The 23,065-nt window shown below is 70.9% G+C and carries 23 protein-coding genes and 1 tRNA gene; 13 read left to right on the top strand and 11 right to left on the bottom strand.

The window, feature by feature from the left end:
- The first annotated feature begins 27 nt into the window (after positions 1-27).
- The 3 genes from ACTWQH_RS14880 (at position 28) to ACTWQH_RS14870 (ending at position 2,004) form a co-directional block, all read left to right on the top strand.
- Positions 28-1,416: an LVIVD repeat-containing protein gene (locus ACTWQH_RS14880; RefSeq protein WP_443286995.1), complete on the top strand. Its 1,389-nt coding sequence runs from the start codon at positions 28-30 to the stop codon at positions 1,414-1,416.
- Positions 1,417-1,596: 180 nt separating this feature from the next.
- Positions 1,597-1,830, top strand: a complete 234-nt coding sequence (locus ACTWQH_RS14875; RefSeq protein WP_201868120.1) for a hypothetical protein — start codon at positions 1,597-1,599, stop codon at positions 1,828-1,830.
- A 101-nt stretch (positions 1,831-1,931) separates the two neighbouring features.
- Positions 1,932-2,004 (top strand) — tRNA-Ala (locus ACTWQH_RS14870).
- Between the two features lie 73 nt (positions 2,005-2,077).
- Here the strand turns inward: ACTWQH_RS14870 and ACTWQH_RS14865 are convergent.
- A complete protein-coding gene (locus ACTWQH_RS14865) occupies positions 2,078-3,445 on the bottom strand; it encodes a jacalin-like lectin (protein WP_443286994.1) in 1,368 nt (455 codons plus the stop codon).
- Between the two features lie 106 nt (positions 3,446-3,551).
- Here ACTWQH_RS14865 and ACTWQH_RS14860 point away from each other — a divergent pair, with 106 nt between their 5' ends.
- The gene (locus tag ACTWQH_RS14860) at positions 3,552-4,004 is read left to right on the top strand and encodes an SRPBCC family protein (protein WP_443286993.1); all 453 of its coding nucleotides are present in this window, start codon (positions 3,552-3,554) and stop codon (positions 4,002-4,004) included.
- 4 nt (positions 4,005-4,008) lie between these two features.
- Here the strand turns inward: ACTWQH_RS14860 and ACTWQH_RS14855 are convergent, their stop codons facing one another.
- Positions 4,009-5,325: a phosphodiester glycosidase family protein gene (locus ACTWQH_RS14855; RefSeq protein WP_443286992.1), complete on the bottom strand. Its 1,317-nt coding sequence runs from the start codon at positions 5,323-5,325 to the stop codon at positions 4,009-4,011.
- Positions 5,326-5,452: 127 nt separating this feature from the next.
- Between ACTWQH_RS14855 and ACTWQH_RS14850 the strand changes: the two genes are divergently transcribed.
- Positions 5,453-5,899, top strand: coding sequence for a VOC family protein (locus ACTWQH_RS14850; protein ID WP_443286991.1), 447 nt, complete (start codon positions 5,453-5,455; stop codon positions 5,897-5,899).
- A 178-nt stretch (positions 5,900-6,077) separates the two neighbouring features.
- Here ACTWQH_RS14850 and ACTWQH_RS14845 read toward each other — a convergent pair whose 3' ends face one another.
- The 3 genes from ACTWQH_RS14845 to ACTWQH_RS14835 form a co-directional block, all read right to left on the bottom strand.
- Entirely contained in the window at positions 6,078-6,725 is a 648-nt protein-coding gene (locus tag ACTWQH_RS14845; RefSeq protein WP_443286990.1) for an FMN reductase, read from the bottom strand.
- Positions 6,726-6,730: 5 nt separating this feature from the next.
- Entirely contained in the window at positions 6,731-7,810 is a 1,080-nt protein-coding gene (locus ACTWQH_RS14840) for an LLM class flavin-dependent oxidoreductase (RefSeq protein WP_443287050.1), read from the bottom strand.
- 90 nt (positions 7,811-7,900) lie between these two features.
- Positions 7,901-8,917, bottom strand: a complete 1,017-nt coding sequence (locus ACTWQH_RS14835) for a pirin family protein (RefSeq protein WP_443286989.1) — start codon at positions 8,915-8,917, stop codon at positions 7,901-7,903.
- Between the two features lie 105 nt (positions 8,918-9,022).
- Between ACTWQH_RS14835 and ACTWQH_RS14830 the strand changes: the two genes are divergently transcribed.
- From ACTWQH_RS14830 to ACTWQH_RS14800, 7 genes are all read left to right on the top strand, one after another.
- On the top strand, positions 9,023-10,354 hold the full coding sequence (locus tag ACTWQH_RS14830; protein WP_443286988.1) for an MFS transporter: 1,332 nt from the start codon (positions 9,023-9,025) through the stop codon (positions 10,352-10,354).
- Positions 10,355-10,544: 190 nt separating this feature from the next.
- Positions 10,545-11,957: a GH39 family glycosyl hydrolase gene (locus ACTWQH_RS14825; RefSeq protein WP_443286987.1), complete on the top strand. Its 1,413-nt coding sequence runs from the start codon at positions 10,545-10,547 to the stop codon at positions 11,955-11,957.
- A 196-nt stretch (positions 11,958-12,153) separates the two neighbouring features.
- Positions 12,154-13,302, top strand: a complete 1,149-nt coding sequence (locus ACTWQH_RS14820) for a CdiA C-terminal domain-containing protein (RefSeq protein WP_443286986.1) — start codon at positions 12,154-12,156, stop codon at positions 13,300-13,302.
- A 19-nt stretch (positions 13,303-13,321) separates the two neighbouring features.
- Entirely contained in the window at positions 13,322-13,708 is a 387-nt protein-coding gene (locus ACTWQH_RS14815; RefSeq protein WP_443286985.1) for a hypothetical protein, read from the top strand.
- An 81-nt stretch (positions 13,709-13,789) separates the two neighbouring features.
- Positions 13,790-14,092 carry a DUF1905 domain-containing protein gene (locus ACTWQH_RS14810; RefSeq protein ID WP_443286984.1) on the top strand — a complete coding sequence of 101 codons (303 nt, stop codon included), beginning with the start codon at positions 13,790-13,792 and terminating at the stop codon, positions 14,090-14,092.
- Positions 14,093-14,546: 454 nt separating this feature from the next.
- Complete coding sequence (locus tag ACTWQH_RS14805; RefSeq protein WP_443286983.1) at positions 14,547-15,002, top strand: hypothetical protein; 456 nt, start codon at positions 14,547-14,549, stop codon at positions 15,000-15,002.
- Between the two features lie 206 nt (positions 15,003-15,208).
- A complete protein-coding gene (locus tag ACTWQH_RS14800) occupies positions 15,209-16,015 on the top strand; it encodes a maleylpyruvate isomerase family mycothiol-dependent enzyme (protein ID WP_443286982.1) in 807 nt (268 codons plus the stop codon).
- A 33-nt stretch (positions 16,016-16,048) separates the two neighbouring features.
- Here ACTWQH_RS14800 and ACTWQH_RS14795 read toward each other — a convergent pair whose 3' ends face one another.
- From ACTWQH_RS14795 to ACTWQH_RS14785, 3 genes are all read right to left on the bottom strand, one after another.
- Positions 16,049-16,720, bottom strand: a complete 672-nt coding sequence (locus ACTWQH_RS14795) for a hypothetical protein (protein WP_443286981.1) — start codon at positions 16,718-16,720, stop codon at positions 16,049-16,051.
- Positions 16,721-16,905: 185 nt separating this feature from the next.
- Entirely contained in the window at positions 16,906-17,106 is a 201-nt protein-coding gene (locus tag ACTWQH_RS14790; protein ID WP_443286980.1) for a DUF397 domain-containing protein, read from the bottom strand.
- Between the two features lie 6 nt (positions 17,107-17,112).
- Positions 17,113-17,976, bottom strand: a complete 864-nt coding sequence (locus tag ACTWQH_RS14785) for a helix-turn-helix domain-containing protein (RefSeq protein ID WP_443286979.1) — start codon at positions 17,974-17,976, stop codon at positions 17,113-17,115.
- A 450-nt stretch (positions 17,977-18,426) separates the two neighbouring features.
- On the opposite strand from ACTWQH_RS14785, the gene ACTWQH_RS14780 reads away from it, so the two are divergent.
- The gene (locus ACTWQH_RS14780) at positions 18,427-18,645 is read left to right on the top strand and encodes a hypothetical protein (RefSeq protein WP_443286978.1); all 219 of its coding nucleotides are present in this window, start codon (positions 18,427-18,429) and stop codon (positions 18,643-18,645) included.
- A 126-nt stretch (positions 18,646-18,771) separates the two neighbouring features.
- Here the strand turns inward: ACTWQH_RS14780 and ACTWQH_RS14775 are convergent, their stop codons facing one another.
- The 3 genes from ACTWQH_RS14775 to ACTWQH_RS14765 form a co-directional block, all read right to left on the bottom strand.
- Positions 18,772-19,752, bottom strand: coding sequence for an aldo/keto reductase (locus tag ACTWQH_RS14775; RefSeq protein ID WP_443286977.1), 981 nt, complete (start codon positions 19,750-19,752; stop codon positions 18,772-18,774).
- A gap of 355 nt (positions 19,753-20,107) precedes the next feature.
- Positions 20,108-20,959 carry a glycerophosphodiester phosphodiesterase gene (locus ACTWQH_RS14770; protein WP_443286976.1) on the bottom strand — a complete coding sequence of 284 codons (852 nt, stop codon included), beginning with the start codon at positions 20,957-20,959 and terminating at the stop codon, positions 20,108-20,110.
- Between the two features lie 115 nt (positions 20,960-21,074).
- Positions 21,075-22,997 (bottom strand): serine/threonine-protein kinase, encoded by a 1,923-nt coding sequence (locus tag ACTWQH_RS14765; protein ID WP_443286975.1) that lies wholly within the window; start codon positions 22,995-22,997, stop codon positions 21,075-21,077.
- Positions 22,998-23,065 lie beyond the last annotated feature (68 nt).

Below are 23,065 nucleotides of genomic sequence, written 5' to 3'. Positions count from 1 at the left end.
ACTCCGCGGATCTCAGGGGGAGAACACGTGACATCGTTGCACCGGTCCCGCCGGGGCCGCCGCAGGCTCGGGGTGGTGGCCGCCGTCACCGGGCTGCTGGCGTCCCTCTTCCTGGCGGGCACGGCAGCCGCCGCGCCGGAGGGCCCCGACGACGTCGCCCACAGCGACAACATCAGCCTCCTGTCCAACACCCCCGTCTCCGAGGCCATCCCCGGCATCGCCTCGGACCTCGCCTTCCAGGGCCGTTACGCCTTCGCCGGCAACTACGACGGCTTCACCGTCTACGACATCGGCCGCCCCGCCTCGCCGCGCGTCGTCGCCGAGGTGCTCTGCCCCGGCTCCCAGAACGACATCTCCGTCTCCGGCGACCTGCTGTTCCTGTCCGTCGACTCCTCCCGCAACGACGACTCCTGCGCCAGCACCACGCAGCCGGCCACGCAGGAGAACTCCTGGGAGGGCGTACGGGTCTTCGACATCAGCGACATCCGGCACCCGGAGTACGTCGCCGCCGTGGAGACGCCCTGCGGCTCGCACACCCACACGCTGGTGCCCGAGCGCCGCAACGTCTACGTCTACGTCTCCTCCTACGGCCCGGACGCGACCTTCCCCGACTGCGGGCCGCCGCACGACGGCATCTCCATCGTGAAGGTGCCGCGCAACGCCCCCGAGCGGGCCGAGCTGTCCGGCTTCGACGTGCTCTTCCCCGAGGGCGGCTTCCCCGGCAGCGACACCGGCAGCGAGACCTCCGGCTGCCACGACATCACCGCCTACCCGGCGCTGGACCTGGCGGCCGGCGCCTGCATGGGCGACGGCATCCTGATGGACATCTCCGACCCGGCCCGGCCCGAGGTCATCGACCAGGTCCAGGACACCGAGCACTTCGCCTTCTGGCACTCGGCGACCTTCAGCCAGGACGGCAGCAAGGTCGTCTTCACCGACGAGCTCGGCGGCGGCGGCGCCCCGACCTGCAACGCCGAGACCGGCGACGAGTACGGCGCCGACGGCATCTACCACATCACGGGCACGGGCGACGACCGGCGGCTCGCGTTCCAGGACTACTTCAAGATTCCGCGCCACCAGGCCGACACCGAGAACTGCGTGGCCCACAACGGCTCGCTGATCCCGGCCCAGGGCCGCGACATCATGGTCCAGGCCTGGTACCAGGGCGGCCTGTCCGTCGTCGACTTCACCGACTCCCAGAACCCCGAGGAGATCGGCTACTTCGACCGCGGCCCGGTCAACCCCGACGTGCCGACCTTCGGCGGCACCTGGTCGGTCTACTACTACAACGGCTACATCTACTCCAACGGCCAGTCGGGCTTCGACGTGCTGCGCATCGACGACCCGCGTACCGACAGCGCGCGGTCCGTGCGCCTGGAGGAGCTGAACGCCCAGACCCAGCCGACCTACCGCTGAACTCCGGTATCGATCCCGTCTCCCTTGCCCGGGAGGCGGGATCAGCGGGTTATAGCCCCGCCGCCACGTGGCAGAATCGTATGCGCAGGGCCGACGCCGGCCCGGCCCGACGGACCACTGGTGCTGACGGAGGGATTGCCTCGTGTGCACGGCCCACGACGGAGGGTGCGGCTGATCTTCATGGGTGCACACAGCAGGAAGTGCGACTGGTGCGGCTGCGGTACGCCGATCGTGCGCGACCTCCAGCCCGTCAACGTGGCCTACCAGTACTGGTGCGTCGAGTGCGCACGTGCGCTGATCATAAAAGGCGACCCGATCGAGGTCTACCGCGAGCTGGAGGGCGAGCCCATCTACGGCCGCCTCCTCGACGAGCACTGCGCGCTCAAGCGCTTCTACTCCTTCGCCAGCGTCTGAGCCCCGCCCCCGCCCCCGTAATCGATTTGGCAAGGCACCATCCCCGCCGTGTACAGTAGGCGACGCCGCCACGCGGAACACCGCGGGGCGGACCACCTCCCGGGGCTATAGCTCAGTTGGTAGAGCGCTTGCATGGCATGCAAGAGGTCAGGAGTTCGATTCTCCTTAGCTCCACAGATCGTCCGAAGAACGGTGAAGGCCCCTGCGGGGGCCTTCTTGCTGTGTGACAGCGCCGGCGGCGAGCCGATCAGGTTTCCGCGATCGGCGCGTAGAGGACCCCGAGCTTGTCGATCTCGTCTCCCGCCCTGCCCGTGAAGCCGACGATCTCCCAGCCGGACGGGGCCGTGAACGCCACGGAGTCCGAGGTGGGCGTGCCGGCGGAGAGGGTGCGGCCGGTGTTCGTGGTGAGGGAGGCCGAGAAGAGGCGGGTGCGGCCGTCGTGCCGGCCGCGGGTGAGCGTGGCCGAGGTGAGGTGCTCGTCGGGGGTCAGCGCGAGGGAGGTGGCGGTGCCGCCCGTGCCGCCGTGGCTGAGGAGGGTGCCGTCGTCGTGCTCGAGCGAGACCGCGTCGAGGCGTTCGCCGCCGCGCAGGGTCAGCGTGCGGGGCGAGGGGGTGGCGGGCAGGTCGTCGGCGTCGTTGAACGCCGTGCCGTGCGGGCCGCCGAAGAAGTCGCTGGCGCGCAGGCCGGCCGGCAGGGTCCACGAGAAGCCGGCCGTGTGGGGGAAGTGGTCGGACAGGTGCTCGCCGTCGTCGCGGAGGAAGGACTGCCAGTCGTTGCGGTGGTCGGTGGCGGTCATGTCCAGCAGCGGGCCGTCGCGGTAGAGGATCTTGTCGACGACCTCGCAGTCGTCGGTCGGCGCCGCCTCGTCGCAGACCAGCGCCTCGCTGCCCTGCGCCGGGGCCTGACCGCCGCGGACGAGCTCCACCCAGGCGTCGGTCAGGCCGTTCTCCTCGACGAGGGTGCGGATGTTGTCGCCTTCGCGCGTGTAGCGGGTGTTGGTGTCGCCCATGACGATGACCGCGTTGCCGGCCGAGGTGGCCTGGATGAAGTCCGAGAGCTGCTCGATGTTGGCGCGGCGCGCGGCCAGCGCGGCGTCCGTCGTGTCGGCGTTCGCGTGCACGTTGTAGAGGTCGAGGAAGACGCCCTCGGCCAGCCGGACCCGGGCCAGCGTGAAGCCCTTGGGCGTCAGGCAGTCGGCGCCGGTGCAGTCGTCCCAGTCGACGCGCTGGAAATCCTCGAAGGGATGGTCGGAGAGGGTGTTGAGGCCGTCGCCGAAGCCCGCTCCGCCGCTGGTGGCGGTGCGGTGGGGGTGGTCGTCGTTCTCATACAGCGCGGCGTGGTAGTTGAAGTCCTCCTGGACGTTGACGACGTCGTACGAGTCGAGGCGCTGGCCGATGAGCGGGGTGTTGGTCTCCGGATCGCTGTCGCCCAGGCCGAGGGGCAGCCCGGCGATGTTGTAGGTGAGGACATTGAACGTGCCGCTCTCCGCCGCCGTCGCCGGTGCGTGGGAGGGGATGGGGGTCGGGGCGGGTGACGCGGTGGCCGTGGCCGTGAGCCCGGCGAGCGTGATCAGGGCCGCGGCGGTGGCGCCGTACCGGCCGTGCGTTGCGCGCAAGGTGGGGCCTCCTGGGGGGACGCGTGCGGTTGGGCCGTACCTGCCCGTGAAAGGTTAACGGACCGGTAACAACCGCGGGCCTGGCGCCGTCGCCTACGCTCCGGTCGTGGCCGTCTTCCGCGTCGCGCGTTCCTCGTCGCTGCCCGCCGCCGAGGCGTGGCGGCGGCTCACGGACTGGCCGCGCCACGGCGCGCACGTGCCCCTGACGCGCGTCACCGTGGAGCCGCCGGGGCCGACGCGGCCGGGCACGCTGATCGTGGCGCGTACCGGCCTCGGCCGCTTCGCGTTCGACGACCCGATGGAGGTCGTCCGCTGGGCCCCGCCCACGGAGAACGCCCCCGGCCTGTGCCGCCTGGTCAAGCGCGGCCGGGTCATCGCGGGCTGGGCCGAGATCGAGGTCCGCCCCCGGGACGGCCGGTGCCAGGTCGCGTGGCGCGAGGAGATCCGGCTGCGGAGGCCGCCCCGCCTGCTCGACGCGCCGGCGGCCTGGTCGGGACGCCTGGTCTTCGGCCGCCTTGTCCGCGCCCTGCTCGGGGACGGGGCCCGCCTCAGCGAGTAGCCCGCTAGGGGCGGTAGGGGCGTTCGACGAGGACGAGGGCGTCGCCGACGGCGCGCTCGCCGGTGCCGCTCGGCCGGTTCACGAGGGCGCCCTCGACCGACATGGCCGTGGAGCCGCCGCCGTCCAGGTTGACCGCGTCGCGCATGCCGAGCGCCTGCGCGACGGCGGCGGTCTCGTCCATCGTCGTGCCCACGCTCGTGGTCATGCGGCCGTCGATCGTCGCGAGCACGATCTTCCCGCCCTCGGTGGTGCCGGCGATGGTGCGCGGGTTGCGCCCGAAGAAGCTGCCCGAGCCGTCGGGCACCACGATCTCGCCGTCCGCGACGAGCCGGTAGCGGCCGTTGACGCCGAACAGCCCCTCGCCGGTGGGCAGCCGGTCGCCGTCCTCGTCGAACAGGGCGGTGGTCACCCTGACGCATCCGCGTCCCGCGACCCGCAGCAGGGACGCCGCCTCCCGGCCCGTCGCCTGGAGGGAGGTCTGGCCCTCGGCCAGCTCCGTGCCGCGCGCCGTCTCCGCCCGCACCACGCAGCCACGCCCGTCCAGGACGACCTCGACGCCCGGCCCGGAGGGGGTGGCGTCGGCGAACTCGGGCGTGAAGCGGACCACGTCGCCGGGCTGGGCGCACTGGGTCTGGTCGGCGAGCTCGGCGCAGGCCTCCGGGACCACCGGCGGGTGGTTGAGGTACTCCAGCGGCAGCGTGGCGTCGGTCTGCCGGTTGCGGACGGCGCCGGACCAGTCCAGACGCCCCATCAGCACCCGTCCGCTGCGGGCGTCCACGACGAAGTCGGCCTCGGCCGGGTCGCCGGTGGGCTCGCTGAGGAGTTCCCCGTCGAACAGGCCCAGGCCCACCGGGTCGCCGGGGTACTGCTCGCTGGCGGTGAAGGTGAAGAAGGAGGCGTTGACCCCGGCGAGTGCCCCGGCCCGGTCGACCAGCTCGGTGGTGCGCTCCACGCCGGCCAGGTCCGGCCCGTAGGTCGCCTCCAGGTGCCCGTCGGTGGCGCTGGGGTCGATCGTCAGGACGTTGACCACCCACGGGCCGCGGGTGGTGGTGTTGATCTGGTCGGCCGGGGCCGGCTCGGTGCCGCGCACGATGCGGGTCAGCGTGACGCCGGGCGCCAGGTTCTCGGCGCTGCGCGTCTCCACCAGGTCGGCGTCGCCGAGGGGGAGCGCCGCGCCGGCGCCGGCGTCCGCGGCCTGCCCGGCCGGGGCGAGGAGGAAGGTCAGGGCGGCGGTCGCGAACGCCGTCGTGGCCGCCGCGGCGCGCCTGAAGCCGCGGGAGCCTCTGCGGGAGTTGGCGGGGGAGTGCGAGTGAGCAGTCATGGCCGCGAGCCTCGGGGAGCCGGGAAAACTCTGGCGGGGGCGGGAGTTGATGGGCCAATGACATATGAGTGAATGGCCCCGGCGCGTCCGCTTCGCCCGCGTGTCGCGGCACCGCACGATGGATGTCATGGATGCGAGGAACGCCATGGACGCGAGCGACGGCAAGGGACCCCTGAGCGGCTGCCGGGTGGCCACGCGGCTTCCCGCGCGGGATCTGGGCAGGGCGCGGCGTTTCTACGCCGAGGTGCTGGGCCTGGAGCCGGTGGACGAGCGGCCCGGCGGGCTGCTGTATCGCTGCGGGGGAGCGGAGTTCGTGCTCTTCGCGTCGGCGGGGGCCTCGCCCGGCACCTTCACGCAGATGGCGCTGGAGGTCGACGACATCGAGGCCGCCACGGCCGAGCTGCGGCGGCGCGGCGTGGAGTTCGAGGAGGTGGACCTGCCGGGGCTGCGGACCGTGGACGGCATCGCGGAGGTCGAGGGCAACTACCCGAGCAAGGGCGCGAGCGGGGAGCGCGGCGCCTGGTTCCGCGACAGCGAGGGGAACCTGCTGGGCGTCGGTCAGCCGGTCCGCTGACGGTTCGTGCGGCTGCGCCAGTTCGTCAAGGGCCCTTCCAAGGGCGCCTCATTCGTGTCCTGGTCCTGGACGCTCGGACGATCCCCCCTGCCACCGGGCGTTCGCCCTGCCCTCCGGCCGGCTGCTGGCGTTCGCCGAAGGGCGGCGGCACTTCGACCGGGACTACGCCCGCTCGGCGTCAGCCGAGGTCGGCGAGGAGCCGCTCGAAGGGCACCACCTCGTCGGCCTCCGCGCCTCGGCCGGCGGCGGGCGGGGTGCGGGCGAGCAGCGCGGCGAACTCGCCGCCGGCCCGCTCGATCCGGGCGGACAGCTCGCCGGCGTACGCCTCGGCGCCGGCGCCCCAGTCGTCGGTGGCGGCGAAGACGCCCGTGGGGAGCGTCTGCGCGCGCAGGTAGGCGAAGAGCGGGCGCAGGGCGTGCTCCAGGACGAGCGAGTGGCGCGCGGTGCCGCCGGTGGCCCCGATCAGGACGGGCGTTCCGGCGAGCGCGTCCTGCTCGACGAGGTCGAAGAAGGACTTGAACAGCCCGCTGTAGGAGGCGGCGAAGACGGGCGTCACGACGATCAGGCCGTCCGCCTCCGTCACCGCGTCGAGGATCTCGCGCAGCCGGGGACCGGGGAAGCCGGAGACGAGGTGCTTGGCGATGTCCACGGCCAGGTCGCGCAGCTCCACGACCCGCACCTCGGCGGGGCGGCCCGCCTCCTCCAGCGCTCCGGTGGCCGCCCGCGTGAGCCGGTCGGTGAGCAGGCGCGAGGAGGACGGCTTGCTCAGGCCGGCGGTGACGGCCACCAGCCTCAGCGGCGTTGCCGGCGTTGTCGATGCGGACACGGCGATCAGACCTCCACGGTGGTGTTGGCGACGGCCGGGTGGACCGGCGCGTCGGGAACGCCGGGCTTGCGCAGGCGCGCGAACTCCCGGCGCAGCACGGGCACGACCTCCTCGCCCAGGATGTCGAGCTGCTCCAGCACGGTCTTCAGCGGCAGGCCCGCGTGGTCCATCAGGAAGAGCTGGCGCTGGTAGTCGCCGAAGGCGTCCCGGAACGCGAGCGTCTTGTCGATGACCTGCTGCGGGCTGCCCACCGCCAGCGGCGTCTCGGCCATGAACTCCTCCAGCGAGGGCCCGTGCCCGTACACCGGGGCGTTGTCGAAGTAGGGCCGGAACTCGCGCACCGCGTCCTGCGAGTTCTTCCGCATGAAGACCTGGCCGCCCAGGCCGACGATCGCCTCGTCCTCGCCGCCGTGCCCGTAGTGGGCGTAACGCCTCCGGTAGAGGCCGATCAGCTGCTGGAAGTGGCCGTTGGGCCAGAAGATGTTGTTGGCGAAGAAGCCGTCGCCGTAGTAGGCGGCCTGCTCGGCGATCTCCGGGGAGCGGATGGAGCCGTGCCACACGAAGGGCGGGACGCCGTCGAGGGGGCGTGGGGTGGCGGTGAAGCCCTGGAGCGGGGTGCGGAAGCGGCCTTCCCAGTCGACGGTGTCCTCGCGCCACAGGCGGTGGAGGAGGGCGTAGTTCTCGATGGCGAGGGGGATGCCCTGGCGGATGTCCTGGCCGAACCAGGGGTAGACCGGGCCGGTGTTGCCGCGTCCCATCATCAGGTCGACGCGGCCGTCGGCCAGGTGCTGGAGCATGGCGTAGTCCTCGGCGATCTTCACCGGGTCGTTGGTGGTGATGAGGGTCGTGGCCGTGGAGAGGATCAGCCGCCGGGTCGTGGCCGCGATGTGGCCGAGCATCGTGGTGGGGGAGGAGGGCACGAACGGCGGGTTGTGGTGCTCGCCGGTGGCGAAGACGTCAAGGCCGACCTCCTCCGCCTTGCGGGCGATGGCGACCATCGCCTTGATGCGCTCGTGCTCGCCGGGCGTGCGTCCCGTCGTCGGGTCCGTCGTCACGTCGCCGACGGTGAAGACGCCGAACTGCATCGGGCCCATCGGAGCACCTCCCTATTAGTTGAACATTAAACTACCATACCGAACGACGCGGCTCCCTCCCGTATTCCCGCATTCCGCCGCCTAGCCGCGCGGGCGCAGCCGCGTGTGGGGCAGCTCCGGCGCCGGAAGGGTGCCGTCCTGTCCCCACTCCGCCGGGAACGCCCCGAAACGCAGGGTGCCGGTGCCCGTGCCGGTCCCCTCCCCGTCCCCGCCGCGCTCGGCCTGCCACTCCGCGCGATAGGCGGCGATCTCGTCGTGGTCGCGGCCGATGAAGTTCCACCACATCACGATGCGCTCGCCCAGCGGCTCGCCGCCCAGCAGCAGCACCCGGGCCTTCCCCTCGGCCGAGGCGGCGAGGCGGAGCACGCCCGCGCCGACCGGCTGGTAGACCAGCTCGCCCGGCCCTGCCGTCGTCGCGCCGCCCACGGTGACGCGGCCGGTGTCCACGAGCACCCCGTGCTCGAACCCCGGGTCGAGCGCGAGCTCGATCGCGCGGCCCGCGTCCAGCGTGATCTCCGCGCCCAGCAGCGGGCTGAAGGTGCGCACCGGCGAGGCGGGCCCCGCGAGGTCCGCCAGGCCGCCCAGGAAGACGAGCACCCGCGCGCCGTCGTGCTCCAGCGGCAGCGGGGCGTAGCGCTCGAACGCCGGGGCCGTGAACCGGTGCGCGTGCGGCAGCGCCACCCACAGCTGGGCGCCGTGCAGCACCGTGGTGCCGGGGGTGGAGAACTCCGAGTGCGCGATGCCCGACCCGGCCGTCATCAGGTTCAGCTCGCCGGGCCGGACCAGGGCGTGGGCGCCGGTCGTGTCGCGGTGCTCGATCTCGCCGCTGAACAGCCACGACACCGTCTGCAACCCGGTGTGCGGATGGCCGGGCACCCGCATCCCACCGGTCGCCGACGCCGACACGTCGTCCGGGCCGTAGTGGTCGGCGAAGCACCACGCGCCGATCAGCGAGCGCGCCCGCTGCGGCAGCGTGCGCCGCACGGGCATCGCGCGCGGCCCGCCCAGCGGCACCTCGCGCGGCCGCAGGAGCTGGAGCGCTCCGTCGGGGGCGTTGACGCAGGTCACCTCGGGCGGCGCGGTCTCCAGATTGCTCATGAGAAACGCCCTTCCGATGTCCCTGGCCTCTCGCGCCAGCGTAGTCGCCGCCCGGCGCGGAATCCCGTCGCGCGGCGGCGGCCCCGGCTCGTATCGTCGCTGTCCATGTCCCGCACCACCCCCACCGGCACCCCCACAGGCGGCACCACCGGCGGCATCCCCGTCAGGGCCCGCGTCGCCGTCGCCGTGCTGTTCTTCGCCAACGGCTTCCTCTTCTCGAACGTCGCCCCCCGCTACCCCGAGATCAAGGCCGATCTGTCGCTGTCGAACGCCGCGCTGGGGACCGCGATCGCCTCCATGCCGCTGGGCGCCCTGGCGCTCGGGCTCGCGGCCGGGCCGCTGATCAAGCGCTTCGGCTCGGCGTGGACCGCCGTGGCCAGCCAGGCGCTGGCGGGCGTCAACATCCTCCTCGTCGGCACCGCGCCCACCTACGCCCTGCTCTGCGCGGCCATCTTCCTCGCGGGCGCGCTCGACGCCATCACCGACGTCGCGGTGAACGCCCACGGGATGCGGGTGCAGCGCCGCTACGGCCGGTCGATCCTCAACGCCTTCCACGGCCTGTGGAGCATCGGCGCCGTGACCGGCGGCCTCGCGGGCGCGGCGGCGGCCCAGGCCGGCGTTCCCCTGTCCGTCCACCTCGCCGTGGACGGGGCCCTCGTCACGGCGGCATCGCTGGTCGCCTCCCGCTTCCTGCTGCCGGGCCCGGACGACACCGAGAAGCAGCCGCTGCCGCCCGCGCCCGAGGGCGAGCCCTCCGCCGGGTCGCGCCGCGCGTGGCTGCGGCGCCCGGTGCTGGTGGCGTTCGCCGTCCTGGGCCTGATGACCGCGGCGACGGCCGTGGTGGAGGACGCTCCCGGCGCGTGGGGCGCGAACTACCTCCAGAACGAGCTGGACACCAGCCCCTTCGTCGGCGGCCTCGCCTTCATCGCGCTCCAGGGCGCGCAGACCGTCGGCCGGCTGCTCGGCGACCGGGCGGTGCAGCGTTTCGGCGACCGCGCCACCGCCCGGGTCGGCGCGCTGCTGGTGATCTCCGGCACCGGCACGGCGTTGCTGTGGCCCACCGTGCCGACGACGGTGGTGGGCTTCGCCCTCGCGGGCTTCGGCATCGCCACCCTCATCCCCGCCGCCTTCCACGCCGCCGACGAGGTCCCGGGCCTGTGGCCCGGCGCGGGCATCACCGTGGCCGCCTTCCTGCTGCGCATCGGCTTCCTGACGGGCCCGCCCGTCATCGGCCTGATCGCCGACGCCTCGTCGATCCGCCTCGGCCTGGTCCTGGTCCCCGTCTCCGGCCTGGTGATCCTCCTGACCTCCGGGATCCTGGACGCCCGGCGCGGCCACGAACCGGCCGCGGAATGGGACGAGTCCCGCGTCGGCGCCGAGCGTCCGGCGACCGACGCCGTCGCGGACAGGGCGGATGAGCGGGCGGTGACCGACTGACCGTCAGGGCGCTGTGCCGGGCGGTGAGAGAGGGTTCGCAGGGTCCATTGCCCAGAGGAGGGAGCGGTGTTACGTTCATCGAACCGGTTCGACTCGAACCGGTTCCCCGGTTCCCCGGTTTCTCCGGTTCGAATAGGTTTCGACAGCGCTCGCCTCCCGAGCCGCATCCCCCCCACAGGAGGCAACCCCCATGCGCAACCCCCGTACCTCCCACCGCAAGCGCGGCCTGGGCAGCCTCGCCGCCGCCCTCGCGGCGGCGACGGCCGCGCTGCTGCTGATTCCCGCCGGCTCCGCCCAGCCCGCCCAGCCGCCGGCCCAGACCCTGGACGACAGCGTCTCCGTCGACTTCTCCGCCGACCTGGGCGCCCCGAAGCACCACGCGTCCGGCATTCTCTACGGCATCACCGAGGACGGCTCCAACCCGCCCGACGAGTTCTTCACCGGCATCGACTTCCGCTTCGAACGGGCCGGCGGCGCTCAACTCGGCAGTCCGGGCGGCTGGGTCGCGGGCGACTACGAGCGCCGCTGGAACTCCACCCTCGCCCAGTACCAGCGCACCGTCGACCTCGGCGGCACCTTCCAGATGCTCCCGCACGACCTCTGGGGGGCCGACGGCACGACCTCGCCCCGCTTCCCCGGCGACAACGGCGACTGGTCGGACTATGACGCCTTCCTCGACCAGCTCATCTCCGACATCAAGGCCGCCGGGATCAACCCGCAGTGGGACATCTGGAACGAGCCCGACATCACGCAGTTCTGGGACCGCTCGCAGGAGCAGTACCTTGAGATGTGGGACCGGACCTACGCCCGGATCCGCGAGGAGCTGCCCGACACGGTCATCGTCGGTCCCAGCACCGCGGGCGAGCCCGACCCGGGCAACGGCTGGTGGACCACCTTCCTGGACCACGTCGCGGAGGCCGGCACCGTGCCCGACATCATCAGCTGGCACGAGATCGGCGGCAGCCCGAACAACCAGGACCCTGCGGCCAGCAAGGCCTCGGTCCAGCAGATGCTGGCCGATCGCGGCCTCACGGTCGAGGACTACTCGGTCAACGAGTACGCCTGGCCCGAGCAGCAGAACCCCGGCAACTCCGGCTGGTTCATCGCCCGCCTCGAACACGGCAACGTCGACGGCCTGCGCGCCAACTGGGCCTCCGGCAACGCCCTGCACGACAACATGGCCAGCCTCCTGACCAACGACGGCGGCACCTACCAGCCGCTGGGCGACTGGCAGCTCTACAAGTTCTACGCCGAGATGACCGGCACCCGCGCCGAGGTCACCCCGGGCGCCGACCTCGACGGCTACGCCACGGGCGACGACGAAGCGAGCCGTGCCGCCGTCCTGCTGGGCACCAAGGGCTCCACCGGCACCATGACGGTCGACCTCACCGGCCTCGACGCCGTCACCGGCCTGGTCCAGAACGGCACCGTCCGCGCCGTCGTGGAGCGCGTCCCGTGGAACAACGGCGGCGTGGTGACCGGCCTGGAACCCGTCGCCGACGAGGAGCTCACCGTAGACGGCAACAGCGCCACGGTCACCATCCCGTGGACCGACTTCCACGACGCCTACACCATCACCCTCCTCCCGCCGGACGCGCCCTGACGCGACGCGAAACGTCACGGGCTCGCCCCGCTCCTGCGGTCTTGCAGGGGCGGGGCGTCCGGCTCCTGCCGCCTTGAGGCAGAAACCGCGCATCAACGGCTGCATCAACGGCTCGGGACCCCTGCCGGGCTCCCCCTGTTTGGATCCGTTCCCTCACGATCGCCGGCATCAAGGGAGATCACGGGAGGGACCACGCATGCAGGATGTCGAGTTCTCGCGGGAGGAGGTGGAGGCGAGAGCCGGTAAGCAGCCGTGGACCCGACAGAGGCTGTTGCGCACCGAGATCAACCCGGACGACATGGCGGAAACCGCGGCCATCTACGCGCGGGCGGCCGCCGAGGCCCGGGGAGCGCAGGACCTCGCCGCAATCGCCACCCGGATCTCGCAGGAGGCCGGGGAACTGGACACGTCCACCATCGTGGACGGCGAGGGGCGCATCCACGAGACAGGCCGGGACCTGCAACGCGGCGGCGATGACATCGATCAGGTCACCATGCACATCGGCTTCGCCATGAACGCGGCGCTCGATACCGAGGAAAAGGTCCACGACCTGATCTTCGGCCCCGAGGGGTTGGAGCAGAAGTACCTCGACCACCTCCGGGCGGCGCGGGCCGAATGGGAGGGTTGGGGCGGAGCTCTGCAGAGCGCCGTCGACGAGTACAACAAGAATCCCCTCTACGCCGAGGTGCCGCTGCCCGTCCTCAACAACAGCCGCCTCGAGTACGCTCCCATGTCGGGGACGGACCCCGCCGGCGGCCCCGTCTTCGCGCTCCCGGACACCCTGCCGCAGGAGATCCGGGAACTGCACCTGGACGCAGCCGCGAAGGACGCCTCCAACTACCACCGGGAGATCGAGGAAGAGATCGAGATATTCCGTCTGGGACTCATGGGCAGGGCGTCCGACCTGATGCGCCTGGGATACGACCCCTCCCAGGGGCCGTTCGACCTGTTCACCAGCGTCTCAGGGCCACCGCGGATCGTCGAGTCCGAGAAGACGTTCAACCCGAGAGAGCGCGCTATCGCGGAGTTGCTTTATTCGGAGGGCAGATACGTCTATGCGGTAAGAGAATCGACGATACATGGCCAGCAAACCGCGGACTCTCTGGTGAACGGCGTGCCGACGGAGTTCAAGTCACTTGATCCCGGCGCGGTGCCGGGCAGCATCAGGAACGCCATCAACAAGGCGAAGAACCAGGCGCGGGACGCGGTGGTGGACGCGAGGGGAAGCGGTCTCAGCGAAGCTGAGGCGAGACAAGGGCTTGACAAATTCTTTGAGAAAAATCATCCGAGCCAGATGGACCACATCAGGATCGTCGGTGACGGCTACAACATCGAATGGCCGTAGCGGGCCTTGGAGGTGGCTAATGAGCGCATACCACGAAATCTTCATCCATCCGGGTCGCCCGGTGGAGCGCCTGATCTCCGACATTTCGTTCGCGTGTGGAGTGCCGCTCGAAACCGTGGAGGGCGAGCACATCACCCACGCGGCCGGCCTCGGGTTCGCCGCGGTCGAAGTGGAGCTGTCCCACGAGTACGAAGGAGTCCCGGGACTGCCCTTCGAGTCGTACGACTCCCTCATCACGGTCAGGGACTACGGCTCGGACCCGGATCGGCAGGCGGCCGCCGCCCGTGGAATCTTCGAGAGCCTCGCGTCGCTCCGGAGGTATCGGCTGTTGCTGGTCCTTGACCTGCAACAGTTCATCGACTCGGCCGAACCGGAGGGTGACACAGGCGGAGCACACATGTCGTGAGGGGCCCGGCGGCCCGACGACACCGCAGGTACGCTGAGCGCGACCTGGCCGTCTCGGACGCGGAGGGAAGGAGGCAGCCTCATGGACCTCGTCTTCGCCGGCCAGCTCATCGAATGGCGCGGCCCGGCACCGTACTACTTCGTCCCCGTGCCGGACGAGCAGTCCGCCGACATCCGTGAGGTGGCCGCGATGGCCACATACGGCTGGGGCATGATCCCGGTCGACGCCCGGATCGGCGGGGTCTCCTTCGCCACCTCCCTCTTCCCCAAGGACGGCGGCTATCTGCTGCCGCTCAAGGACGCGGTGCGCAAGGCGCTAGGTCTCTCGGCAGGTGCCGACGTGGCCGTGGAGATGACGGTCCGCCTCGGCCACCCGAACGGGTGAAAGGCGTGGTAAACGCGCGTTGAGTGTCGGATGGTGTGCATAGCGTTAGTCACATGGTCAACTCGACTCACGAGGCCATGCATCGCATCTTCCGGGAGGACCCGGGGCTCTTCGCCCGGGCCTTCCGCGATCAGGGCCTCCACTTCCCCGAGCCGCGCAAGGCGACGGTCATGCCGACCGATCTCACCGAGGTCGAGCCACTCGAACGCCGGGTGGACACCCTGATGAGGATCCAGGACGCCGAGGGCGGCGAATACTTACTGGCCGTCGAGGCCAGAGCGGCCGGGACAGGAAGAAGCCCAGCAGCTGGACGTACTACGCCGCCTATCTGCACACCAAGTATGAACTGCCCGTCGTCCTCCTGGTCGTTTGCCACAGCCAGGCGACCGCCCGCTGGGCCAGCGGGTCCACGTACGTCGGTCTCCCGGGCTGCCCGACGCTGACCTTGCAGCCCTTGGTTCTGGGCCCGGACAACCTTCCCGTCATCACCGAGCCGGCCCTGGCTGCCAAGGATGTGGGCCTGGCCACCCTGTCCGCGGTTGTTCACAGCACTCACGAGAACGCCGGTGCCATACCGAACGCACTGGTTGCCGCCCTGAAGACCCTCGACCACGAACACGCGAAGTCCCTCGCCCTACTGATCTACGCCGGCCTGGGGAAGAACCCGGCCGCCGAACACTGGAGGCAGCTGATGACCATTAACCCGGACGTCTTCCGTGGCCTCGACCCCGCTGGCTTCCTCCCCGATGAGCTCCTCGACCGGGTCCGTGAGAAGTTCCGTGACCAGGTCCGTGAGGAGGTCGTGAGGAGGTCCGTGACGAGGAACGCGCGCAAGGCCACGCGGACGGGGTCCTGCGGATTCTGGAGAAGCGGGGGATCGCCGTTCCCGAGGACGTCCGCCAGCGGGTGACGAGCTGCACCGACGAGGCGACGATCGACGCCTGGTACGACCGCGCGCTCGCCGCCACCACGGCCGAAGACCTCTTCCGGAGGAGCTGAACCGATCCGAGAGCCAGGGGACTGCCTCACGGTCGCGCCGTGTGGTAGTCCCCATCGTGCGTAAGTGGATCTCCGTCGCTGGACACTCTGTCTGGAGAAACGGCAGGCTCACGTCCCATGACCACAGCCGACGCTGTCCTGTCCGATGAGCTCGCCCACGCCATCCGCGGCACCGCCGCAGACATCGGAGCCCTGCTCCGGCCGGTGAGCGACACCGGCCGACCCGTGCCGGGCCTCACGTGGACGCTCGGGGAGACCGCCGCGCATCTGGCGCAGGCCAACCGGCTGATGGCCGGGCTCGCCGCCGGGCGGGAGCACACCCACGGCGACGGGACGCCAGGAAGTATCGCCGAGGCCAACGAGCGAGTCCTCGCCCTCTTCCCCGAACGGCGGGCAGAGCCGCTCGCCGGGATGATCGAGGAGCAGGCGGATGCCTTCGTCACCGCACTGGCGCGCCGGTCCACCGACGAGCGCGCCGTCACGCCCATGGGGGAGATGGATCTGCCCACCCTGGGGGCGTATCTGCTCACCCACATGCTCGGGCACGGCTATGACATCGCCCGCGCCGTGCGCCGGCCCCACATGATCGACCGGAGCCGCGTGGAGCTCACGCTGCCCTTCCTCCTAGCCGCCATGCCCCGGGTGCTCAACGCGGACGCCGTCGCCGGTCTCACCGCGCGATACGCCGTCAGGCTACGGGGCGGTCCGAGGTTCGGGGTGACGATCGACCGCGGACGGCTCACCGCGGAGCTGCGGCAGCCGGAGCGTGCGGACTGCACGCTGTCCATGGAGCCGGTCACCTTCCTGCTGATCGCGCTGGGGCGAGCCAACCCCTTCGCGGCACTCGCGCGCGGACGGGTCCTGCACTGGGGGCGCAGGCCGTGGCTCGCGCCACGGTTCCCGTCGTTCTTCACGGCGCCCTGAGCTCGGCGGTGCGGACGAGTCAGGAATTCACGCTCACACCGCTGTCCCGCCTCCCCTGCAGAACGGGCACACCCGCTCGCCGAAGCACTCCGTGCACCGGCCCAGGCGGTTGGGGTCACGGGGCTCGGGGGACCACCCGGGGTCGCCGCCCAGTATCCGGCCGCGGCCCTCGCAGACGGGGCACCAGCCCAGGCCGCCGCACTCCTCGCACAGGACGCACCCCGGCGGCAGCGTCTCCGGGGTCACCACCGGGTCGGGGCGGACCCACGGCACATCCTCGTACAGCGCGATGGGCGGGGTCTGGCCCTGGTACATCACCTCGCTGCGGCTCCGTGAGATGGACACAGTGATCTTTCTGCCGTCGCGGAGGCCGGTCACCACAGCACCCCAGCTCGCGGGGTGTGGCTCGGGGGTCTCCTCGGTGGTCGCCCAGCCGTCGGCGGCGAGCAGGGCGGCCGCGCGGGCGGCGAGTTCGGCGTCGTACGTGTCTCGGGCGCGTACGCGGTTCCAGACGAGGTAGAGGTACGTGGCGGGTTCCGTGCCGGTGTCCATGAACGGGTCGCCGGCGACGGTGAACTCCGGCACCTGGCCCGGCGTGAGCCGCGCGGCCAGGGACCGCAGATACGCGCAGACGTCCTCCGCCTCGCGCCCGAGCCGTGCCCGGGCCCCGGGGATCTCCGGTGTCTCCGCAGGTGTCTCCGCCATGGTCATCCCCCCCATCGTCCCTTGCCCGGTGCTCCGCGCCGTCGTCCGTCCCGGGAGGCGGGCATCTCGTTGCGGTTCAGCGGACCGGGCGGCGGGCGCAGGGCGAGATCCACCACGCGCTTCCCCGTGAAGCCTTGATGTCCGAGAGGCGGAGACCCGTGACGTACACCTTGTGTCTCCTCGTGCTAGGTGGACCGAGCGGTGGTGAGGAACGCCGTGAAGGCGGTGGTCGGGACGGTCAGGGCCGGGCCGTCGGGGTTCTTGGAGTCGCGGATGCCGACGCGGCCGGTGGGGCGGAGGTTGGCGATCTCCACGCAGGCGGTGCCGTTGTCATGGCTGTAGGAGGACTTGAACCAGGCGGCTTCGGGTGCGATGCGGTGAGTCATGTTCGTTCAGATCTTTCGTGCTAGTCGGTTCAGGAACTCCGGCGTCTCGCCGGGCGAAAGCGCCCCCGCCCGCAGGGCGTCGAACCTGCGGGTGAAGGCCCAGACGGTGGTGTCCTTGTCGCTGACGTTCGAGGCATCGACGATGTCCGACTGGACGACCGTGGGCAGCGGGGCACCGAACTCCAGCAGGGTGAAGTTGTCGGCGGATCGGTAGGTCGGCGTGCTGGTCGGCAGGATCTGGACGGTCACGTTGTCGAGTGCCGCGAGCCTGGCGATCTCCTCGTACTGCTCGCGCATCACCTCCGGGCCGCCGACGATCCGCAGCAGAGCGGCCTCGTCCAGGATGGCCCACAGCTCCACGGGGTTCTCCTTGCGGGTGATCACCGACTTGCGGTCCATCCGCAGTTGAACGCCACGCTCGAGGAACTCGGTCGTGGCCTCGTTGACCGGCTTGGCCGCCTGGAACAGTTCCCGGACGTAGCGCTCGGTCTGCAACAGGCCGAGGACCACGTTCGGCTGCCAGGCGCGGATGGCGCGGGCGCCGCTCTCCAGCCCCACGTACGTGGCCATGCCGGAGGGCATCGTGCTGCGGTAGTGCGACCACCAACCCCGGTTGAGCGAGTCGCGGTGGATCTCGACCAGGAACTGGATGTCGTCCTCGTCGGTCACGCCGTACCGGTCGAGCAGCGTCTTCAGGTCGGACACCTTCGGGAGCGCGCTCAGTCCGTTCTCCACGCGGAAGAGCTTGGAGGTGGAGAACGTCAACCCGTCGACTGCCTGGGCGAGGGTGAATCCGTTCTTTTCGCGCAAGCGCCTGAGCTCCCAGCCGAGTTGCATGCGCCGAACGGTGGGTCCGGTGGGTGCCGCCATGAGTCCGCCTTCCTGCTGACCGAGCTTACCGAGCCGTCATGTGAGTGCTGAGCGTGACATCTTCAGCACTGCTCGTGCAGCCTAGAGCAAGCCGCGTCACATATGCCATCTCGGATGGAATTTCCGCCAACTATTGCGTGCGCGATGCCGCGCCCCTCAAGCTTATTTGCGTCGCCGGACGGTCACGGTCGGTGTCGGCCACGGAGGAGCGCACATGCACAACAACACGTCACACCCCCGCGATTGGCTGGCTATCGGTGTCCGCGCGCTGGACATGGCGGAGAACCGCATCGGTGTAGCGCAGCTCTTTCGTGACGACCTGGGGTGGATCAACGGCGATCGGCCGATAAGGGGCGCAACGCACGTGCTGCTGCGGCCCGTTGGGGTAATGGGCCACCAGCCCTGGTGGGCGCGTATCGCGGACGTCCGGCAGCCGCCGGGGAGTGGGCGATGACCAGCGGGCAACATCTCGGGCTCCTGCACGAGGCGCATCCGCTGCTGGGCAGGCTGGTGCTGGACACCAGCAGCGGCCGGATCGGCGTTCTGCGGGCGGTCGTCCGGGACGACGCCAGCAGGCGCGCCGCTCGGCGGCGCGCCTGGCTGCGGCCCGAGGGTGGTGGCGTTGAGTGGGCCACCGACCCGGAGGCGATCACGGAGCTCGACCGGTGAACATCCGGTGACTTACGCGCCCCGTCCGGCCGTCCGCTGCGACATTTCGCACCGTTTTCGCTCCCCTATGCTGCCGACTGTCGCAGTCGTGGGGATCATGGACGGCCAAGGTCACCGGTATCGCGTCTACTCGTGGCCGAGCACCGCGTGTGGCCGGTACGGCGCTTCCAGCCTGGCCACCTCGTCCTCGCTCAGCCGCACCCGCACCGACGCGACCGCGTCGTCAAGGTGCTGCACCCTGGTCGCCCCGATGATCGGCGCGGTTACCCCGGGTCGGCCGAGGAGCCAGGCCAGCGCGATCTGCGCCGGCGGCAGACCGCGTTCGGCGGCGACCGCGCGCACGGAGTCGACCACGTCGAAGTCGTCGTCGGCGTACAGGCTGTCCGCGACGGGATCGGACGCCGACCGTACGGTGATCTGCCTGCCGCCGCGCTCGCGGGAGCCGGCCAGCAGCCCGCGCGCCAGCGGGCTCCACGGGATGATGCCGACGCCCTGATCGAGGCAGAGCGGGATCATCTCCCGCTCCTCCTCGCGGTAGACCAGGTTGTAGTGGTTCTGCATCGAGACGAACGCCGTCCAGCCGTTGGCCGCGGCGAGGTGCTGTGCCTTGGCGAACTGCCAGGCGAACATGCTGGACGCGCCGATGTACCGGGCCTTTCCTGCCGCGACCACGTCGTTGAGCGCGCTCATGGTCTCTTCGATCGGGGTCTCGTAGTCCCAGCGGTGTATCTGGTACAGGTCGACGTGGTCGACGCCGAGGCGGGCGAGCGAGGCGTTGATGGCGTCCATGATGTGCTTGCGGGACAGGCCCTTGTCGTTCGGCCCTTCCCCCATCGGGAAGTAGACCTTGGTGGCGAGCACGTAGTCGTCACGGCGGGGGAACATCCTGGCGAGCAGACGCCCCGTGACCACCTCACTGCCTCCGTTGGAGTACATGTCCGCGGTGTCGAAGAACGTCACGCCCGACTCGACGGCCCGCCGGACGATCGGTTCCGCGGCCTCCTCGTCGAGTTGCCAAGCCCGTGTGGGGCGATCGCCGTAGCTCATCATGCCGAGGCAGATCCGGGACACCTTGAGGCCGGACGCGCCCAATCGGACATACTCCATCGCATCTCCCTGCTTTCCCATGACAGCCGGCGGACGGCGATCGTGGACACGGTACGGGCCACACCACAGGCGGTCGAGCGCTTTTGGATCAACGGCGAGGGCAGCCGCCGCTCGCCGGGGCATCCACCTGGCCGCCACAGGGGAGCGCCGCTGGCCCGATCCGCCCGACGTGCCCACCTTCGATGGCGGTGACCCCGAGTTCGCGCATCGCGTGCGTGAAGAACTCTACGAAGAGGCCCATAAGGACGACGCCGCGTGATCCTTATCGTCCGACACAGGAGCCCTGACTGCCCCAGGGCGTTCACCTCCGCCAGAGGGAGCCGAATGCTCCTCCGCTGGCGGAGTCCGGTGAACGTCAGGGCTGGGTCAGCGACTGCGGATAGTCGGTGATGATGCCGTCCACGCCGAGGCCCGCCATCGTGCGCATGGCGCCGGGCTCGTTGACGGTCCAGACGTTGATGTCCATGCCCAGCTCGTGCACGCGGTCGACCAGCGCCTGGTCCGTCACCGTGTACTGCGGGTTGACCTGGTCGGCCCAGGTGCTGAGGGCCACCAGCTCCCCCTCGGTGGGGCGCGTGGCGTCCAGGAAGCCGATCGGGATCTCGGGCATCAGCTCGTGGAACGCCGTCGCGTCGTCCGTCTCGAAGGACTGCACGCCCAACTCCCCGGCGGCCAGGGCCTCCCGGACATAGCCGGGCCGGTCGGCCAGCAAGTCCGCGAAGTCGGCGGGGAGGGAGAGGTCGTAGTGGTCGCACGGGCTGATCTCGGCGAGCAGCCCGGTCCGGCCCTCGACCCGCCTGATCACCTCGGCGACGGTGATGATCGGCTCTCCGGCGTACCGCTCGTGGAACCACGACCCGGCGTCCAGTCGCCGCAGCTGCGCCCAGGTGAAGTCGGCGACGCGGTAGCTCGGGCGGCCGGGGTAGAGCTCCTCGACGTTGGTGGTGCGCTCCAGCGTGCAGTCGTGGAAGTTGACCAGCTTGCCGTCCTTGGTGCGCTGGACGTCGATCTCGACGAAGTCGGCGTTCTGGTCGATGGCGAGTTCGATGGCGGCGGCGGTGTTCTCCGGTGCCATGCCGGAGGAGCCGCGGTGGGCGATGACGTCGGGGCCGTCCGCCTCGGCGGCGTGCCCGGTCGTCGGAATCAACGCCAGGGCCAGGCAGATCGACGCCGCCAGGCCGGTGCTCAGCTTGCTCAGTGCGCTCACGTGTCTCACAGGGCGCAGGCTGCCGCGCCGAGGTGACGTGGAGCCAGCGGCCTGTTGGCGCGCGGGTGTCAGATAAACCGGTAGGCGTCGGCCACGCACGGACCTCAGGGCGGATTCAGCGCGCCGCGTGGTGCCTCGGGGGCGGGAGGACCCTGAGGGCACTGTAGATCAGCACGGTGCACCCGAGGGCCAAGGACCACGGACCCGGGGTGGAAAGGTCGAAGCTCCCGACGTACGGGTACGCGAAGTACAGGTACATGTAGTAACCGAAGAAAAGGGCGAACAGTGTGGTGCCGAGCGTGGTGGTCAGAATGTGCACGTTCCGGGCCCGGCGCTGGACGGGAGGGGAGGCGGCACGGCGCAACGAGGACACCGCCGCGGCGGCGACGCAGGCGCTGAGCAGTGCGGCCACGTAGGACTGGGCGGCCATGTGGGTAAGGATCGGATCGAAACCGAGCAGAACCTCGTTGTCGAAGAAGTGCAGGACCTCGGAGAGCGCCAGTGCCGTCACGGCGATCTGATAGGGGAGAGCACGGTGGAGTGCCGAGAACCGTGCCGCGGCCGGCACGGGATCGGCGGCCGATGGGTGTTGCGGCGCCTGGAAGCGGGAGGTGCTGTAGAGCAGCGCCGCGCACCCGAGGGCGAAGGACCACGCCGCCGGTCCGTACACGCCTACGCCGTAGAAGGCCCACTCGGCGAACAGTGCGGTGGTGAGCGTGGTGGTGAGAATGTGCAAGCGCCGGGCCCATTGCGGGACGGGAGCGGAGGGGGCGCGGCGCAGCGTGGCCAGTACCGCGCCGCAGGAGCATGCGCTGGACACAGCGACCGCCATGAGCTGCCAGGCGTAGTAGCTGGACTGCCAGGAGCTTTCCACGTCCAGCTCGGCGAGGACCACGTATCCCTCCCCGAAGCCCCAAAAGCCCCAGTAGTCCCCGAAGGGCAGGACCAGGGAGAGCGCCAGTGCCGCCAGGGCGACCCAGAAGGGGAAAGCGCGGTGGCGTGATGCCGAGGGCTGTGCCACCACGGCCGGTGAGGGAGGGGCAGCTGGTGGCGGCATCGCGGGGGCGGACCGGGCGGGCGGGGCGAACGGGGTGGTGGGAGCCGGCGGGGCGGGCGGGGCCGTCGCGGGGAGCCCGGCGGGCGCGGTGACGGTGGCCGGCAGCGCGCCGGCGACAGGGGCGGGCAGCCAGGACACGTTCTCGGGACCGACTTCGGTGGGCGTGTAGTGGTCATCGGCCGCCGCTGGGGCGAGTTCCTCGATGACGTCGGCCACCTTCGGGCGCTGGTTGGGGTCCTTGGCCAGGCAGCGGGCGACGATTTCCAGGCCCGGCGACGGCAGTCCGGTGAGGTCCGGTTCCTCGTAGGCGATACGGAAGTTGAGCGACTGTGCCGAGCCGGTGCCGAACGGGCCGGTGCCGGTGGCCGCGTACGTCAGCATCGCGCCGAGGGCGAACACGTCGGTGGCCGGTGTGACGGGTCTGCCGACGAGTTGCTCGGGAGCCATGAAGCCGGGGGTGCCCACGATCATCCCGGTGCGGGTGAGCGCGGTGGCCTCGATCGCCACGGAGATCCCGAAGTCGACCACCCTGGGCCCGTCCGGGGCGATCAGCACGTTGGCGGGCTTGAGGTCCCGGTGGACCAGACCGGCTTCGTGGATCGCCTCCAGCGCCTCGGCCACACCCGCGCCCAAGGTCCGCACCGATTCCGCCGGCCAGGGGCCGTGCGCCGCTACGGCCTTGTCCAGGGCCATGCCAGGAACGTAGGCGGTCGCCAGCCACGGGGACGGTCCGTCGGGGTCGGCGTCGACCACGGCTGCCGTGAAGAAGCCGGTGACCTTTCTGGCCGCTGCCACCTCCCGGACGAACCTGTCGCGGAAGCCAGGGTCTTCCGCCAGGTCGGGCCGTACAACCTTGACCGCCACGAGCCGCCCGCTGGGCGAACGCCCCAAGTAGACCTGGCCCATCCCGCCGGTGCCCAGTCGCGCGGTGATCCGATAACGCCCTATCCGCTGCGGATCAGTTGGCTTCAGCTCATCCACCAGGCCGCACCCTCCCGTGCGTTCGGACCCGTGTGACTACACACCACTGCCCGCCACCGTGCAGCCAC

Source organism: Streptomyces sp. 6N223, assembly GCF_052246635.1.
Taxonomy (GTDB): Bacteria; Actinomycetota; Actinomycetes; order Streptomycetales; family Streptomycetaceae; genus Streptomyces.
Note: the sequence above shows the minus strand (reverse complement) of the source record. Positions and strands in the feature narration are given on the sequence as shown.